This window comes from Oculatella sp. FACHB-28, from assembly GCF_014696015.1.
Taxonomy (GTDB): domain Bacteria; phylum Cyanobacteriota; class Cyanobacteriia; order Elainellales; family Elainellaceae; genus JAAUTN01.
Window position 1 is genome coordinate 45,365 of the sequence record NZ_JACJPJ010000065.1, and the last position, 14,342, is coordinate 59,706.

Genomic DNA, 14,342 nt, shown 5'->3' on the forward strand with positions numbered 1-14,342 from the left:
ATTTTATTTCCAAGCTCAAAGCCATGTCGGCTAAGTTCAACAATTCTGGTTCAACTCAATCTAATAGAGCATCTGGCAAGTCTGGCAGTTCGCGTCAAAATCCTTCTGCTAGACGAAGTAGGCGGCGCTCAAAGTCTCCTGCTGCCCCGTTGTTTGCAAAATTGCAGTCAATGACCAACTCTAAACTTCGTCGCCGCTCGGAGTCTCCAGGGCAGGGTACTCCCGAGCCCGGGCACAAAAAGCCGCTCTATTGGCGTTGGTGGCCCTGGGTATTGCTGGGACTTGGCGTCGGCGTTGTTGGTAGCGGAGTTTATGCCTATCGAACGGTGCAGGCTGTTGATCAAAAGCTGCCTGACACGGGCAACATCTTGACTTTTGTCCGCGATGGAACGATGACCATCAAAGCAGCGGATGGCACTATCTTGCAGCAGCTTGGTCCCGCAACTCGCGATAAGCTGACTTTTGACCAGATTCCGCCGCAACTGATCGAGGCATTTTTGGCGGCAGAGGATCAGGATTTCTACGAACACAACGGGATTGATTATCAGTCGATCGCCAGAGCGGTTATCGCCAACGTTTCAGCAGGTGAATTAGTAGAAGGTGGTAGCACCATCACCCAGCAGTTGGCCCGAATCGTTTTTCTCTCTCAAGAACGCAGCTTTCAGCGAAAACTGCGGGAGGCCTTACTGGCCCAAAAGATTGAGCGCGATTTAGATAAACAGCAGATCTTAGAGTATTACCTCAACCTGGTTTATCTCGGATCTAGTGCCTATGGGGTAGCAGATGCAGCCTGGGTCTATTTCAGTAAAACTGCCGATCAGCTAACGCTGTCAGAGATGGCGATGATTGCAGGCATGGCTCCGGCTCCTAGCGTTTACTCTCCGTTGGTTGATCCGGTGGCGGCCGAGCAGCGGCGCAACGTGGTGCTAGCCCGAATGCTAGATTCAGAATTCATTACGCAAGCTGAAATGGATGCGGCGATCGCCACTCCGCTAACGGTTAACCCCAGCATTCCAAAGCGGCTTTACAGCGAGATTCCCTACTTCACCTCTTATATTCAGCAACAGCTTCCCCTGCTTATTCCAGAAGAAGAACTAAAAGTCGGTGGTCTTACCGTTGAAACAACCGTGAACCTGGAATGGCAAAGAATTGCTCAAAATACGGTGAGAAATGCGATCGCCAACTACGGGCCGGGGCAAAACTTTGAGCAAGCAGCCTTGGTTTGCATCGACCCGCGCAATGGCGAAATCAGAGCCCTGGTTGGGGGTGATGATTTTGCTGAAAGCCAGTTCAACCGAGCAACTCAAGCACAGCGGCAACCTGGTTCTACCTTCAAAACCTTCGTTTATACAGCAGTGATCGCCTCTGGTTCTTCTCCATACAAGAGTTATGTAGATGCCAAATTTGTTGTAGACGGCTACGAACCGCAGAACTACAGCAGGGGTTATAGAGGCAGCGTTTCCATTCGAGATGCTCTAGTTTCTTCGATTAACATCGTTGCAGTCAAAGCCCTGATTGATGTTGGGTTTGACCCCGTGATCAGGATGGCAAGCAACATGGGGATTAAATCAGAATTGTTGCCTACCTATTCGCTGGCTTTGGGAGCCTCTGAGGTTAACCTGCTAGAGCTAACCAGTGCCTATGGCACCCTGGCAACGCAAGGAAATTATGCCGAACCACACGGCGTTGTTAGAGTCATCAATCGCTCTGGTGAAGTGATTTATGAATCGGAGGTTGAACCCAAGCGTGTGGTGGACGAAACCAGCGCAGCCATCATGACCTGGATGCTGCAAGGAGTCGTCCAAAATGGAACTGGAGCACGAGCTCAACTGGGTCGCCCGGTCGCTGGAAAAACGGGCACTTCTGAGGAAAGAAGAGATCTCTGGTTTGTCGGCTACACACCTCAGCTTGTAACTGGTGTTTGGTTAGGAAATGATGACAGCCGCCCAACGTACGGAGCCAGCAGTACGGCTGCTCGTACCTGGCGGGACTTTATGGGCACCATCGTGCAATGGCTACCGGTTCAAGAATTTCCTGAACTACCTCGACTAGAGGGGCGTAGGGGCAGTATTGAAGCTGACCCTGTGCGACCGGGACGCGTTTCAGCGAGTAGTGCTAGGAATAATGATAACAACGACGACGAGGGCGGCGATCGCACCGAGAGACGATCTGAGCCTTCACGGAGAGAGCGATCGCGCAGCAATGAGGAAGAGGAGAAGACCGAGGATTTGCGAGAGCGCTTGCGAGATAGTGGCGATTCCGGTGACTCTGGTGGTGACTCAGCTCCTGCTCCCGCTGCTCCGCCAGAGGCTGCTGCCCCTGAACCTGCTCCCGCAGCAGAACCCGCCCCACCTGAACCATTACCTCCTGTAGTTGTGCCCACTGAGCCCGTCTCCGAACCTGCACCGCCACCAGAAGCCGCAGCAGAGTAAGCGTATCGGTGGATCCCTAGAAAGGTGGATGTATTCTTTAGCGTTTTTTTGTATGGTTATCTAATGTTTTATAGAGGAGCTGATAGCCAATGACTTTAATGACGGAAGTTGCCGGACCTCATTTTCCAATTTCCGCTACGCTAGTTTACGTCGTCGGGTTTATTGCCGCTGTAACCATTGGTTCGATCGCCTGGTATAACTCGAAGCGTCCTCCTGGCTGGGAAGGCAAAGAGCGTCCAGACGTTGTACCTAAAGTTGACAAAGACCAAAACCCTGGTCTCTAAAGTCGGTTTCGCAACCGACGGCTAAGTTCGTAACTTATATCAATTTTTAATCGAGGAAGCAGTGGCGGAAGTGTACATACTTCCGCTTTATTTTTAAGTCACACTCACGTTATACCAATTCCAAGAAGGGGCTACAGGTGGAAGTCACCCCGCTTGGCAGGGTGACTTCCACCTGTAGCCCCTTCTTAGAGAAACGTTATTACGGATAAAGTCCTCGGTCGATCAGAGCTTGAGCAACCCGCCCTACCCCTAGCATGTATGCGGCAAGCCTGATTGGCACCTGTCTCATCTGGGACTGCTCCATTACCTGCTGGAAGGCATGGACAATCAATCCTTCCATTTCTCGGTTAACTCGTTCTTCATCCCAAAACACGTAGGAAAGTCCTTGCACCCACTCCAGATAACTCACCACTACTCCGCCTGCGTTCGCCAGGATATCTGGAAGAACGGTTACTCCTCGTGCTTCTAGTGCCCGGTCTGCTTCTAAGGAAACTGGTCCGTTTGCCGCCTCTGCAACGATGCTGGCTTTTACCTGGTCAACATTGTCCGCAGTAATTTGGTTTTCTAGAGCGGCTGGAATGAGAACATCGCACGGTAAAGCCAGTAACTCAGCATTGCTAATGGGAACGGAGCCAGGAAAGCCTTTCAGGTTTTTGTCATGTTCTGCAGAGTAGGCCTTGAGCGCTAGAATGTCGAGCCCATCTGCCGCAAAAATTCCGCCAGAGCCTCTAGATACTGCCAGGATTTTAGCTCCAGCTTGATGTAGCAATAGAGCTGCGGCACTGCCAACATTTCCAAAACCCTGGATGACAATCCGGGAATCGGCGATCGCCCTTCCCTGCTTTGCCAACGCTTCCCGTACCACAATCATCACTCCTCGTCCGGTAGCCATTTCGCGCCCGCGCGACCCACCAATTGAAATGGGCTTACCCGTTACTACTCCTGGCACCGCATGTCCCACATTCATCGAGTAGGTGTCCATCATCCATGCCATTTCGCGGGCTGAGGTTCCCACATCAGGAGCCGGGATATCAACAGATGGGCCAATGTCTTTAATTAACTCACTGGTATAGCGGCGCGTAATCCGCTCCAATTCATTCACGCTATAACGATTGGGGTCGAGCGCAATTCCTCCCTTGGCTCCACCGTAAGGAATGCCTAACAGCGCACACTTCCACGTCATCAGCATGGCCAGCACCGAAACCTCTTGCAACGTTACGGCTGGGTGATAGCGAGTCCCGCCTTTATAAGGTCCAAGAATATCGCAGTGCTGAACGCGATGTCCCGCAAAAACCCGCACTTCGCCATTATCTAACTTGATGGGAATGGAGACAGTGACGACCTTACGCGGATTGCTCAGAATAGTTAGAACACCTTGATCTAAATGCAATTCTCTAGCTGCCGCCTCAAGATAGCTACAGGCTTGATCGGCTGGGCAAATGTGAGCTGGAGAAGGTGCTTCTAACGGTACCAGCGGTGATAAAACCATAAATCTTCTCGCAATCGTGGAATTCCACGAACTGAATGTCTATTTATTGATCCCTATGGCCAGACTAGCCGTTTTTCTAAAAAATATTCTATTTTGTAATCTTTGTTACTGTTTATTTTTCCAGTTTGTCCATTTGTGGTCGTGGTAGACCTTCAGCATGAATGGTAGCGCGGCTCCGCTGCGCTACCATTCACGCCTTAAGAAGTGATTCAGAGGTCTATTGAATACAGAGTGAATACAGAACAGGGCAAAAAAGGGGCTACCCGATCAACAGTCAGAACAATGATATTTGTGGGATATCAAACTTCCTGGATAGATTGAGAAGGTGCTTTTGACAATTGTTCGATCGTGTTCCACCAGCGATCGCGCCCATTTTGTTGATGCCAGTACCAGTATTCGCACCCCCACAGCAAAATAGTGCGATAGCCTAAATCCACTAACAGGTTTACAAGCCCAGAAGTTTGTTGGGGAGATGAACTGGGATACTGAACAGCATCCAGGGCAACAAGGTGATTCGGTTCCCAAGGTTCCGCTTGTGCTTCCGAAACCCATGCTTCTTTGCCGCTCGTAGACAGTTGTTGTTGCCATGCATTGAGTTTGTACCAGTATGCAGGGGATGGTTGTAGGTAACTAGATAGATTGCCATCTGGAACCTGTGTGTAAACATTGATTCCAACTGCATCAGCAAGCGATAGGCTTTCCTGGAATGCTCGATCGTCCTCATTCGAGCCTGCATCGGGTAGTGTAATTGCATTAGTTAGCAACAGTTTCTGTCTCGGCAGCGCTAGTGTACGGGCTAACTCAACCTCTTGACGCACAAATTCATAGCTCAAATAACGCCCCGATGTAATGGCTAGTCGAGTGAACGGTTCATTCTCAATCTGCCAGTATTTAAGATTGGGCGCATCGCGGGTATGTTCAATAACTTTTTGAATGAAGCGTAATGTGTAATTGGCGATCGCTGCATTGTGATCAACAGGTTGAGAAGTGATAGAAGTATCCTGTTGGGCAGCTAGCCAACTGGGGAAGTGAAACTCTGGCCAGCGTGGTGCTTTCATGCCAACTGTAAGTATCACTTCGATTCCGTGTCTGTGGCTTTCATCAAGTAACCAATCAAGAGTCGTGAAATCAAACGAGTTCTCTAATGGCTCAATCTCATGCCAGTAGCTACATAAGCGAATTCTCTTAAGTCCAAGAGAGCAAATCTGACGAAAGGCTTCTTGATAGTTCAAGTTAATGTATTGGCACTGAAGTTGGCTAAACGTTGTTCCAACTTGAGTTTGACTTTGAGTTAGCAATTGCTGCAAATAAGGCAAGGCAACTACTTTACCTGTATCAGATACTACGAACCCAAGCAGAGTGGACACCGAGAGTGCCATAAACTGTCTTCTATAAGTCAAGTTGAACTACCTCACTCTCGAAGAAATATCTTTTATAGATACTCACTTATGGATACTCATTTGCAATCTGTGCCCTGTTGACTGCTCTTCTACTGAATGGCTTTATGATAAGGGATAATTCTGAGCAGGAAACCGCATTTTCGTGCTCAATTAAACGCAGCGACCGAAGAGCACAACAGATGTGAGACAGACGTTTTACGGAGCCTGAAGTAGACCTGTGAAGAACTAAGTTGAACCAATTTTTGCGACTTCTCTTAGCCGCTCCACATCGCGCATTGGGGGTGCACCAAACTGCCGCTTATACTCTCGGTTAAAGTGTGAAGGATCGTCATACCCCACCTGGTACGCCGCAGTGGTCGCGTCCAGATTTTGCCCCAGCATTAGACGGCGAGCCTCCTGAAGCCGCAGTTGCTTTTGGAACTGCAAAGGACTCATGGCAGTAACCGACTTAAAGTGATGATGAAAGCCCGAAACACTCATGCCAAGCTCTCGTGCAATGTTTTCAATCCGCAGCGGCTGGTTAAAGTCTTTACGAAGGCGATCGACCGCTCTGGCGATGTGGTGCGTGTAGCCACCGAGAACGGCAATCTGACGCAGCCGAGCCCCTTGCTCTCTCATTAGAAGTCGATAAATTGCGACGGATAGTTATGGTCGTGATCTCCACACCGAAGGTTTGGCTTGCCAAGCAGATTGTAGAGCGATACTTTATTTAGACAAATAAAGTATCGCTCTACAACCCTTAAAGCCGATGGCGGGATTTGAACCCGCGACCGCTCGATTACGAATCGAGTGCTCTACCACTGAGCCACATCGGCATAGACAGTAGACAAGTATAGCAGTCTTCCTTGCCAAGTTTCTACAAAGCGCGTTGAGAGATTGAAGAATTTGTAGATGAAGCTTCCATAACAGTTAGTCAACGTCCGATGACCCACATCTTTGTCTATGGTGCTATAGTACGTATGTACTGATGGGGACAAACCTGCACACCTGGAAACAGGGGGAGACATATGACTATAGGTACCAGACAGAGAAGAGTTAGTAAAGATCCAACTCCTGTGACGGCGACTCGGACCCTGGCACTGGATGCGGGTAACTATGACCTTAAGTTTTATGACGGCACGGGGCATCCAAAAGCGATTCGATCTGTACGTTTCCAGTTACCTCAAGGTCGAGATGCTGTTCGTTATTCTGAAGCCTCGCCTCTCATTGCGCTACCTGATGGTACACGGTACCACTTTGGCGCACAGGCTTATAAATACAGAAGGCAGCAGCAAACTGTAGTCGAAAACAAAGTTGAGCTGGCAAAGCTACACTTGTACGCTTGTCTCGAACCTACAGGTGCAGAAGTTTCTGAGTTCCCCTTAAACCTTTACGTTTCTACTCCTGAACCTGCTAGAAACGAAGACGCGATTCGAGAGCAACTTTTAGGACTGCATGAGTTTGTTCGGAATGGCGTTGAGTTTCGGGTCAATGTAGAGCAGGTTGAGGTTGAGCGGGAAGGCATGGGGGCTTACCACTACGCGCGTAAGCAGGGACACATTCCCAACAACGGATACACGATTGTGGTTGATATTGGGGGAGGAACTTGGCTAACTCGTCTGGTTGATGCAGAAGGTGACGTGATTGATGAAAACGTCATGGATCGGGGCGGAACTTATGAGTTAGCTGCGTCGATTAGCTTCGACAGACGATTGACCGATATTCTCGGCACAACCGCAGACCCCAGCATTGTAATGGATGGCTTTCGGGTAGGACATACCTATGCAGATACCGAGTTAACTTGGGCACCCTGGCTGGAAGAGCATTTAGATTCCTGGTTTAAAGGAATTTTTCAAACCATCAAGGCTCAATATACGCCCTACATGGCGAGAGTGACCCGATTTTTGGTGACAGGGGGAGGTTCTCACCTGATCGCAGAGCGGTTGGCAGGGCGGAAATTGTTTGCTGTGATGGGTGATCCTCAGTTTGCAAATGTTCGTGGTTTGTTTCTTTTATCTAACGATACACAGCTATGTATGACAACAAAGTAAGGCTAAGCCAGGATGTCCTTGATAAGGCTGAACTCATTGCTGCCGAGTGGGGACTCAAAAATGCCCGTGCTGCTGTGGAAGCAGTCTTCCGTCGCTACTCAGATGAGTATCTGTATGGACGCGGGAAGTCTATGGATGAAGCGTCAAATGTTCACTTTTTGGACTCGACTACGTTTAACCAAGGACCGAGCAGCGGATGTGAAGCACTGAATGAGTTAGAAGACTTATTGGCAATGTAAGCCACAATTTTCAATTTTGTAGAGACGTGATTAATCTTTGCCTTTGGATTAATTGCGTCTCTACAAGAGGATTAACTGGTGGCAACTGAACCGTTTCGACGGCGATCGCCCGCTCCACTAATTGTTCCATCAGGGTGTTGCATCACAGTATGTACTCCACCAAAAAACATATTATGGTTTTCCCATAACACCAGTTCTCCATTGAAAGGAAAAGATGTTTTCTCGAAGTCTGAGTGATGAAAGCCAGGCTCCAGGCTGAGCACATCGTTCTCCCAATGCATCCGAGAACTGTTGACTGCATCATCTACCGACATATCAAAATCAATGATGTTGGAAATGACTTGAAGGATAGCAGTCCTGATTCGATTGGAACCACCAGAACCTAAAACAATCTCAGGCTGGTTCTGTTGTAGCACCATTGTAGGTGCCATCATTGAAGAGATTCTTACATTGTTTTGCCACTGATGAAACCCAGTGGGATGTAAATCTGCCTCGCCCAACATGTTGTTTGTCATTACTCCAGTTCCAGGAATGACATGAGAAGAGCCTTCCCCATTGGATGAGGTGACGCTAGCGGCATTTCCCTCTGCATCAACAACACTCAGGTGCGTTGTACTACCCCACTTATTGGTTACAGGAGTGAGTTGATTAGCGTATTGGCTGATATGCTCAGCAGATAAGAAGTTTTGCGCTACATCGGGTTGATATAAGTTAGCGTCATATCCATCTGTTCGGGCCTGATTGGTCAAGCGCATTGCGTTGGATAGAATTTTCAGGTGTTCGGTTGTGCCAAAGCCAACGGTAGATAAATCTAACTGAGATAGTAGTGATAAGGTAAATGCGATCAGGCTACCGCCAGAACTAGGGGGAGGATTCGTTAAAAGTGTGTTGCCTCGATAGCTAGTCTTTAAGGGTTTCCGTTCAATCACCCGATAGTTTTTGAGATCTTCTAAAGTTAAATATCCTCCGTTTTCCTGACAATCCTTAACTAGTTGTTGAGCAATTTCGCCTTCATAGAAAGCTTCAACTCCTTCTTCAACCAAACAATTTAAGGTGTCTGCCAGATCTGGAATTGCAAAGGTTTCGCCAGCTTGAAGTAACGCTCCATTAGGAGCAAAAATCTCCCGCGCTCCTGCGGTACGCAGCAAAATCGGTTCTAAAATTTTTAGACAGTAGGACTGAAAATCATCTAACAGGACACCCGTTTTAGCATAGTGAATTGCAGGTTCAACAATTACCTCAAGCGGTAGTCTGCCCAATCGTTTATGAACGTGGAAAAGCCCTTTCGCAGTTCCAGGGACGGCGATCGCCCCTAGTCCAACATGAAACTCTTGAGCAACGCTGCCAAAATTGACTGAAACAGGACAAAAATCAATGTCTTTAACGTCTCGCTTTTGACCTGGAGTTTGAGTGAAAAAGTCAAATAAAATGTTTTCGTTGTGCTGCGTATGAGCAAGTAGAAAACCACCACCTGCCAAAGAAGTGAGCGTTGCTTCTGTGACACATGAGGCTAAAACTGCGGCGACTGCAGCATCAAACGCATTTCCACCTAACCGCAACATTTCTATTCCTGCTTCAGCCGTTTGTAAATTTCCGGCCGCGATCGCCCCACGAGTTTTCTGAATCATATAGCTGTACTAAGTAAGTAGACCTCATTAAACACTGTTGAAAAAATGGGGGAGTACCCCGTTCCTTGTATTTGTCCATTTACTTAAATTTCTTAGAAAAACTGAAAAATACTAAAAATGTACGTTTCGTAAGGTTGAGGCGCAATTCTTAATTTAAATTAATATCTGACGAATGGGTAGCTAAAAACTAGCGATATTGCGGAGTCAATATCGAGTTGAATGCTGAGACGCAATTGCCCCAAAGTTTTTATAACAGCTACATAGCACTTTTAAAGTGAAAACCCTTGAGATTTTCTGACCATTTCTGGGTAAAAAAGCTTAAGGATCAACCAGAAACCCCCTTTCACTTTTGTGGAATTTGGTGAGCTACCCAAGGAGCAAAACTTAAATGGAAATTCTACGTGTTGTTGTTACAGGCACCACGGGAGCCGGAAAAACAAGCTTTATTCGTGCGGTTAGCGAAATCGATGTTGCTAGTCTAGAGCGGCAACCCACGAATGTTGATTTGCAGAAGCAAAGTATGTCAACGCTCGATTTTGGTCGGCTGACCTTCGGCGATTATCAAATGCTGCACTTGTACGGTATTCCCGAAAGTCCTCATCTGGATTTTATGTGGGACATTTTACTGCGTCGAGCCCATGCCTGTGTGGTTTTGATGGATGCTCAGCGTCCCCGAGATTTTCGCTCGACTCGTCGTATTCTGAGTAACTTGAGTCGGCGGAGCAAGGTGCCCATGATTGTTGGTCTGACTCATGCAGATTGTCCGGATGCGTGGACACTTGCTAATGCAGAGCTGGCCTTGGGTCTTAAGAGCGATCGATATTGCTCCCCTCTGGTCATCGTTAATGCAACGCAGCCAGAGTCAGTCCTGAGAAGTTTGTTAATTCTGACTCGTGAGATGATCAATGTTCCAGCTTAGGAACGAAAGCTGTTTACTTTCGCCGACCGCTGTGTCTGTCTTGCCTGAAGATCTTCTAGCCGAGTATCGGGAATTGCCTGGATCAGTTGGCGTGTGTAGTCCTGCTGAGGTGTGTTGTAGATTGCGTCAGCGGCTCCAATTTCCTCGATTTTGCCCTGGTTCATCACCATAATGCGATCGCTGACGAATTTCACCACGCTCAAATCATGGGAAATGAAGATATAGGTCAAGCCAAAATCTTGCTGCAAATCTTTCAACAAGTTGAGTACCTGCGCCTGCACAGATACATCCAGGGCAGAAACCGACTCGTCGCAGATAATGAAGCGTGGCTGGCAAACCAGGGTGCGGGCAATGCAAATTCGTTGCTGTTGCCCACCAGAAAATTCGTGCGGCATCCGGTTCATGGCGTTGCTGTCTAGTCCAACTCGCTCCAGGAGGGCGATCGCCCGCTGCCAGCGATCGTCTCGCGAGTTGCCAATGTTGTGAATCACCATTGGCTCAATCAGAGCAGCACCAATGCTTTGACGCGCATCCATTGAGCCAAACGGATTCTGAAACACAATCTGCATTTCCCGCCGCAGCCGCCTCATTTGAGCAGCATTCAGGTTAAACACGGATTGTCCGTCAAAGATGACTTCTCCTGAAGTTGGTTCAATCAGCCGGAGCATCACTCGACTCAGTGTAGATTTGCCGCAGCCTGATTCACCGACCAGACCCAGCGTTTCTCCGGGGTACACGTCAAAACTGACATCATCAACTGCATTGAGCATGGTTTTGCGACCAAATAGCCCCGTTCTAATCGGGAAACTTTTGGTCAAATTGCGAACTGAAAGCAGCGGTTTTTGTTGAAGTAGGCTGTGATATCGGTTGTCACGTTCGCTTATGAGCACTTCCGACCAAAGTGTTTCCGTTTGATTGGAGTCAAGCGTTTTAGCGAGAATTTCGAGTTGTCCTGCTGAGTTAGTTTGCACCTGCATGAAGTCTGCGACAGTAGGCAACCGTTTTAGCTGCTGGTCGGGGCGAGGACGGCAACTGAGTAGCCCTTTGGTGTAGGGGTGCTGAGGCTGAGCAAACAGGTCATAAACATTCGCAGTTTCTACGATTCGACCGCGATACATCACCATAACGCGATCGGCGATTTCGGCAACTACGCCCATGTCATGGGTGATGAATAGGATCGACATGCCCCGGCGATCGCGAATTTCCCTCAGCAACTCTAGAATCGTGGCTTGAATGGTTACATCTAGTGCTGTGGTTGGCTCATCTGCAATCAGCACTGCCGGATTGCCGCTCAGCGCCATTGCGATCATGACTCGTTGCTGTTGCCCGCCTGAAAGCTGATGCGGGTATCGGTTCATCATCGCTTCTGGGTTGGGCAGCTTGACTTCTCGAAACAGATCGAGCGCCCGCTTTTGGGCTTCTTCCTGGGAAACTTCCGCATGAAGCAGAATTGCTTCCACCACCTGATCGCCGCAGGTAAAAACTGGATTCAGGGAAGTCATCGGCTCCTGAAACACCATTGAGATTTGCCCACCCCGATAAGTGCGGCGATCGCCTGCTGGCAAACCCAGCAAATTCACAGGCTCCGCTGATACGGAGCGAGGATCGTGAAACCAAATTTCTCCAGTAACCTGAACAGATTTGGGCAACAGCCCGATCGTTGCCAGGGAAGTGACTGATTTACCTGAACCAGACTCGCCCACAATTCCCAGAGTTTCACCCGCTGCCAGAGTAAAAGATGCATCTTGCACCGCTCTCACAATGCCTGCATCGGTAGGGAAACTGATCGACAGATTGCGGACATCCAGAACAGGAAAGTTCATAAACTTGGAAGGCGATCGCGAGTGGTGAGTATCTTCACAATAGCCGCTATCAATACTAGAGCTAGAACAGTTGCTTCATTTATGACAACTGATACAGTTTGTTGCCAGTTCATCCCTCTAGCATTGTCCGGTGTAAATTGAATTTCCAGCTAGATCCGCCAAAAAAAACGGAATCTTTAATAAAAAACTTTTAACTAAGCGAGGACAGCATGATCAGACGATGGAAACGATGGAGGCGGTGGCAACCCGTGCTCCTAAGCATGGTGTTTGCTCTAACCATAGTTCTTTCAAACTGTGGTGGCTCTCCAGACGCGACTGATTCTCCAGAAGCAAGCAGCCCTGCCGCATCTTCAGAACAGCAGGCACTTGTGTTTGGGCTGGGAGGACAACCTGCCAACCTCGAACCTGGCAATATCACGGACAACAATTCAATTTATGTACACGAACAGATTTACGATCGCCTGGTTCACTTTGAGCCAGGAACCACTTCTCCCGTCCCAGGTTTAGCCACAGAGTGGTCAGCTTCAGAGGATGGTTTGACCTGGACATTTACGCTACGGGAAGGGGTAACGTTTCATGATGGCACTCCTTTTAACGCGGAGGCAGTCAGAGTTAATGTTGAGCGTTGGTGGGACCCGGCTAGTCCAACCGGATATCGCGATGCGGGCAGAGGATACGAAATCTGGCCCGGTTTATTTGGCGGCTTTAAAGGAGACGAAGCCTCTTCACTGGTGTCTCTAAATGTGGTGGATGACTACACCATCGAGTTTGTTTTGAATCAGCCGTTTGCTGCTTTCCCGGTGGCGATCGGTTCTGGTTATTTTGGCATTGCTAGCCCAACCGCGATCGAGGAAGCTGGACCTGATTATGGAACTCCTGGCTCGACCGCAGTTGGAACCGGTCCTTACGTTTTGGACGAATGGCGATCGGGCGATCGCGTCATTCTTTCAGCCAACCCTGACTATTGGGATGGAGCACCCGCTGAAGAGCAGCTTGTCGTCCGCTTTATCACTGACCCCTCGGCCCGATTGGCTGAGCTAAGAGCCGGAAGCATTGATTTTACGGTAGAGCTAGCGCCCGACCAGCTTCAGGAAATTGAAGGCGACGATAGTTTAGAAGCAGTTTTCCGTGAATCCTTCAATGTTGGCTATTTAGGACTGAATACTGGCTTTGAGCCGCTGGCAGATGTGCGGGTGAGGAAGGCGATCGCCTTAGCAATCAACCGTCCAGAAATCGTTAGTGCCTTTTGGGGCGAACTCGGCGTATCTGATCCGCACTTCTTGCCCCCTTCTATGGAAAACTTCAACGCTAACGACTTGGAAGTTTATCCCTACGATCCAGAACAGGCAAAGCAACTGTTGAGTGAAGCGGGCTACGCCGATGGCTTTGACCTGGAAATGTACTACATGCCTGTTTCTCGTCCTTACTTTCCTACGCCCAAACCGATCGCTGAAGCATTTGCGGCTGACCTGAGTGCGATCGGCATTAACGTCTCGTTACAGACCAAAGACTGGGCTGTCTACATCGAAGACAGCAAAAAGCCACCCGGATTTCAATCCTTCATGTTGGGTTGGACGGGCGACTATGGTGACCCTGATAACTTCTACTACTATCACTTTGGACCAGGTGGCACCACTGATATCGGTGAATGGAAAAGCGATCGCGTAATTGAGCTACTCAATCAGGCTCGTGCTGAAGACGACCAGGGCGCAAGGGAACAGGCATACGCTGAAGTAGACAAAATTCTCTACGACGAAGTTGTGCGAATTCCCATCGTTCACTCACAACCCCTCCTGGCACAGCGCAACAACATCCAGGGTTGGAACCCCAGCCCCTTAGGATCTGAACCCTTCAACACGGTTAGCAAGGAATAAACCTTTTAGGGAACAGCGCCTTCAGGACGGAGGAGTGATGAAGCAGTGTAGGGGCGTGGCATTCAGGCAAAAGCTCTATTGCAGAGCAGAGCATAGCTGCCGAATGCTGCGCCCTTCAAAATTTGGGCATTGATCCCACCTGTAGGGGCGTTTCGCGAAACGCCCCTACAGGTGGGATCAATGCCCGTGGATCATACTCGCATTCAGCAACACCAAAATTTGCT

General features: G+C 48.9%; 10 protein-coding genes, 1 tRNA gene and 1 pseudogene. 6 read left to right on the forward strand and 6 right to left on the reverse strand.

Going from position 1 to position 14,342, the window contains the following annotated elements:
* Positions 1-23: 23 nt before the first annotated feature.
* Both H6F88_RS13765 and H6F88_RS13770 read left to right on the forward strand, forming a co-directional pair.
* Positions 24-2,432: a penicillin-binding protein 1A gene (locus H6F88_RS13765; protein WP_190643388.1), complete on the forward strand. Its 2,409-nt coding sequence runs from the start codon at positions 24-26 to the stop codon at positions 2,430-2,432.
* Between the two features lie 89 nt (positions 2,433-2,521).
* A complete protein-coding gene (locus H6F88_RS13770) occupies positions 2,522-2,716 on the forward strand; it encodes a hypothetical protein (protein WP_190643322.1) in 195 nt (64 codons plus the stop codon).
* A 199-nt stretch (positions 2,717-2,915) separates the two neighbouring features.
* Here H6F88_RS13770 and H6F88_RS13775 read toward each other — a convergent pair whose 3' ends face one another.
* From H6F88_RS13775 to H6F88_RS13790, 4 genes and pseudogenes are all read right to left on the reverse strand, one after another.
* Positions 2,916-4,205 carry a Glu/Leu/Phe/Val dehydrogenase gene (locus tag H6F88_RS13775; protein WP_190643323.1) on the reverse strand — a complete coding sequence of 430 codons (1,290 nt, stop codon included), beginning with the start codon at positions 4,203-4,205 and terminating at the stop codon, positions 2,916-2,918.
* A 299-nt stretch (positions 4,206-4,504) separates the two neighbouring features.
* On the reverse strand, positions 4,505-5,584 hold the full coding sequence (locus H6F88_RS13780) for a beta-galactosidase (protein WP_190643324.1): 1,080 nt from the start codon (positions 5,582-5,584) through the stop codon (positions 4,505-4,507).
* Between the two features lie 246 nt (positions 5,585-5,830).
* Positions 5,831-6,238: pseudogene (locus H6F88_RS13785) on the reverse strand (AraC family transcriptional regulator); the annotation flags it as partial.
* A gap of 110 nt (positions 6,239-6,348) precedes the next feature.
* Positions 6,349-6,420: transfer RNA gene (locus tag H6F88_RS13790), tRNA-Thr, on the reverse strand.
* Between the two features lie 240 nt (positions 6,421-6,660).
* Here H6F88_RS13790 and H6F88_RS13795 point away from each other — a divergent pair.
* Both H6F88_RS13795 and H6F88_RS13800 read left to right on the forward strand, forming a co-directional pair.
* Positions 6,661-7,635 (forward strand): ParM/StbA family protein, encoded by a 975-nt coding sequence (locus H6F88_RS13795; RefSeq protein WP_347277700.1) that lies wholly within the window; start codon positions 6,661-6,663, stop codon positions 7,633-7,635.
* On the forward strand, positions 7,617-7,874 hold the full coding sequence (locus H6F88_RS13800; protein WP_190643396.1) for a hypothetical protein: 258 nt from the start codon (positions 7,617-7,619) through the stop codon (positions 7,872-7,874). Before H6F88_RS13795 ends, H6F88_RS13800 begins: the two co-directional genes overlap by 19 nt.
* Positions 7,875-7,945: 71 nt before the next feature.
* Here the strand turns inward: H6F88_RS13800 and ggt are convergent, their stop codons facing one another.
* Positions 7,946-9,502, reverse strand: a complete 1,557-nt coding sequence (gene ggt / locus H6F88_RS13805) for a gamma-glutamyltransferase (RefSeq protein WP_190643326.1) — start codon at positions 9,500-9,502, stop codon at positions 7,946-7,948.
* A 388-nt stretch (positions 9,503-9,890) separates the two neighbouring features.
* Between ggt and H6F88_RS13810 the strand changes: the two genes are divergently transcribed.
* Positions 9,891-10,421 (forward strand): GTPase, encoded by a 531-nt coding sequence (locus H6F88_RS13810; protein WP_190643327.1) that lies wholly within the window; start codon positions 9,891-9,893, stop codon positions 10,419-10,421.
* On the opposite strand, the gene H6F88_RS13815 is transcribed toward H6F88_RS13810, so the two are convergent.
* Positions 10,418-12,244, reverse strand: a complete 1,827-nt coding sequence (locus H6F88_RS13815; RefSeq protein ID WP_190643328.1) for an ABC transporter ATP-binding protein — start codon at positions 12,242-12,244, stop codon at positions 10,418-10,420. The two genes, H6F88_RS13810 and H6F88_RS13815, sit on opposite strands and share 4 nt — an antisense overlap.
* A gap of 209 nt (positions 12,245-12,453) precedes the next feature.
* Between H6F88_RS13815 and H6F88_RS13820 the strand changes: the two genes are divergently transcribed.
* Positions 12,454-14,118 carry an ABC transporter substrate-binding protein gene (locus H6F88_RS13820; RefSeq protein ID WP_190643329.1) on the forward strand — a complete coding sequence of 555 codons (1,665 nt, stop codon included), beginning with the start codon at positions 12,454-12,456 and terminating at the stop codon, positions 14,116-14,118.
* Positions 14,119-14,342: the final 224 nt, after the last annotated feature.

Coding starts and splice junctions, on each gene's coding strand:
- H6F88_RS13820 (WP_190643329.1), top strand. CDS start 12,454: ATGATCAGACGATGGAAACGATGGAGGCGGTGGCAACCCGTGCTCCTA.
- ggt (WP_190643326.1), bottom strand. CDS start 9,502: ATGATTCAGAAAACTCGTGGGGCGATCGCGGCCGGAAATTTACAAACG.
- H6F88_RS13780 (WP_190643324.1), bottom strand. CDS start 5,584: ATGGCACTCTCGGTGTCCACTCTGCTTGGGTTCGTAGTATCTGATACA.
- H6F88_RS13815 (WP_190643328.1), bottom strand. CDS start 12,244: ATGAACTTTCCTGTTCTGGATGTCCGCAATCTGTCGATCAGTTTCCCT.
- H6F88_RS13765 (WP_190643388.1), top strand. CDS start 24: ATGTCGGCTAAGTTCAACAATTCTGGTTCAACTCAATCTAATAGAGCA.
- H6F88_RS13810 (WP_190643327.1), top strand. CDS start 9,891: ATGGAAATTCTACGTGTTGTTGTTACAGGCACCACGGGAGCCGGAAAA.
- H6F88_RS13800 (WP_190643396.1), top strand. CDS start 7,617: ATGTATGACAACAAAGTAAGGCTAAGCCAGGATGTCCTTGATAAGGCT.
- H6F88_RS13770 (WP_190643322.1), top strand. CDS start 2,522: ATGACTTTAATGACGGAAGTTGCCGGACCTCATTTTCCAATTTCCGCT.
- H6F88_RS13775 (WP_190643323.1), bottom strand. CDS start 4,205: ATGGTTTTATCACCGCTGGTACCGTTAGAAGCACCTTCTCCAGCTCAC.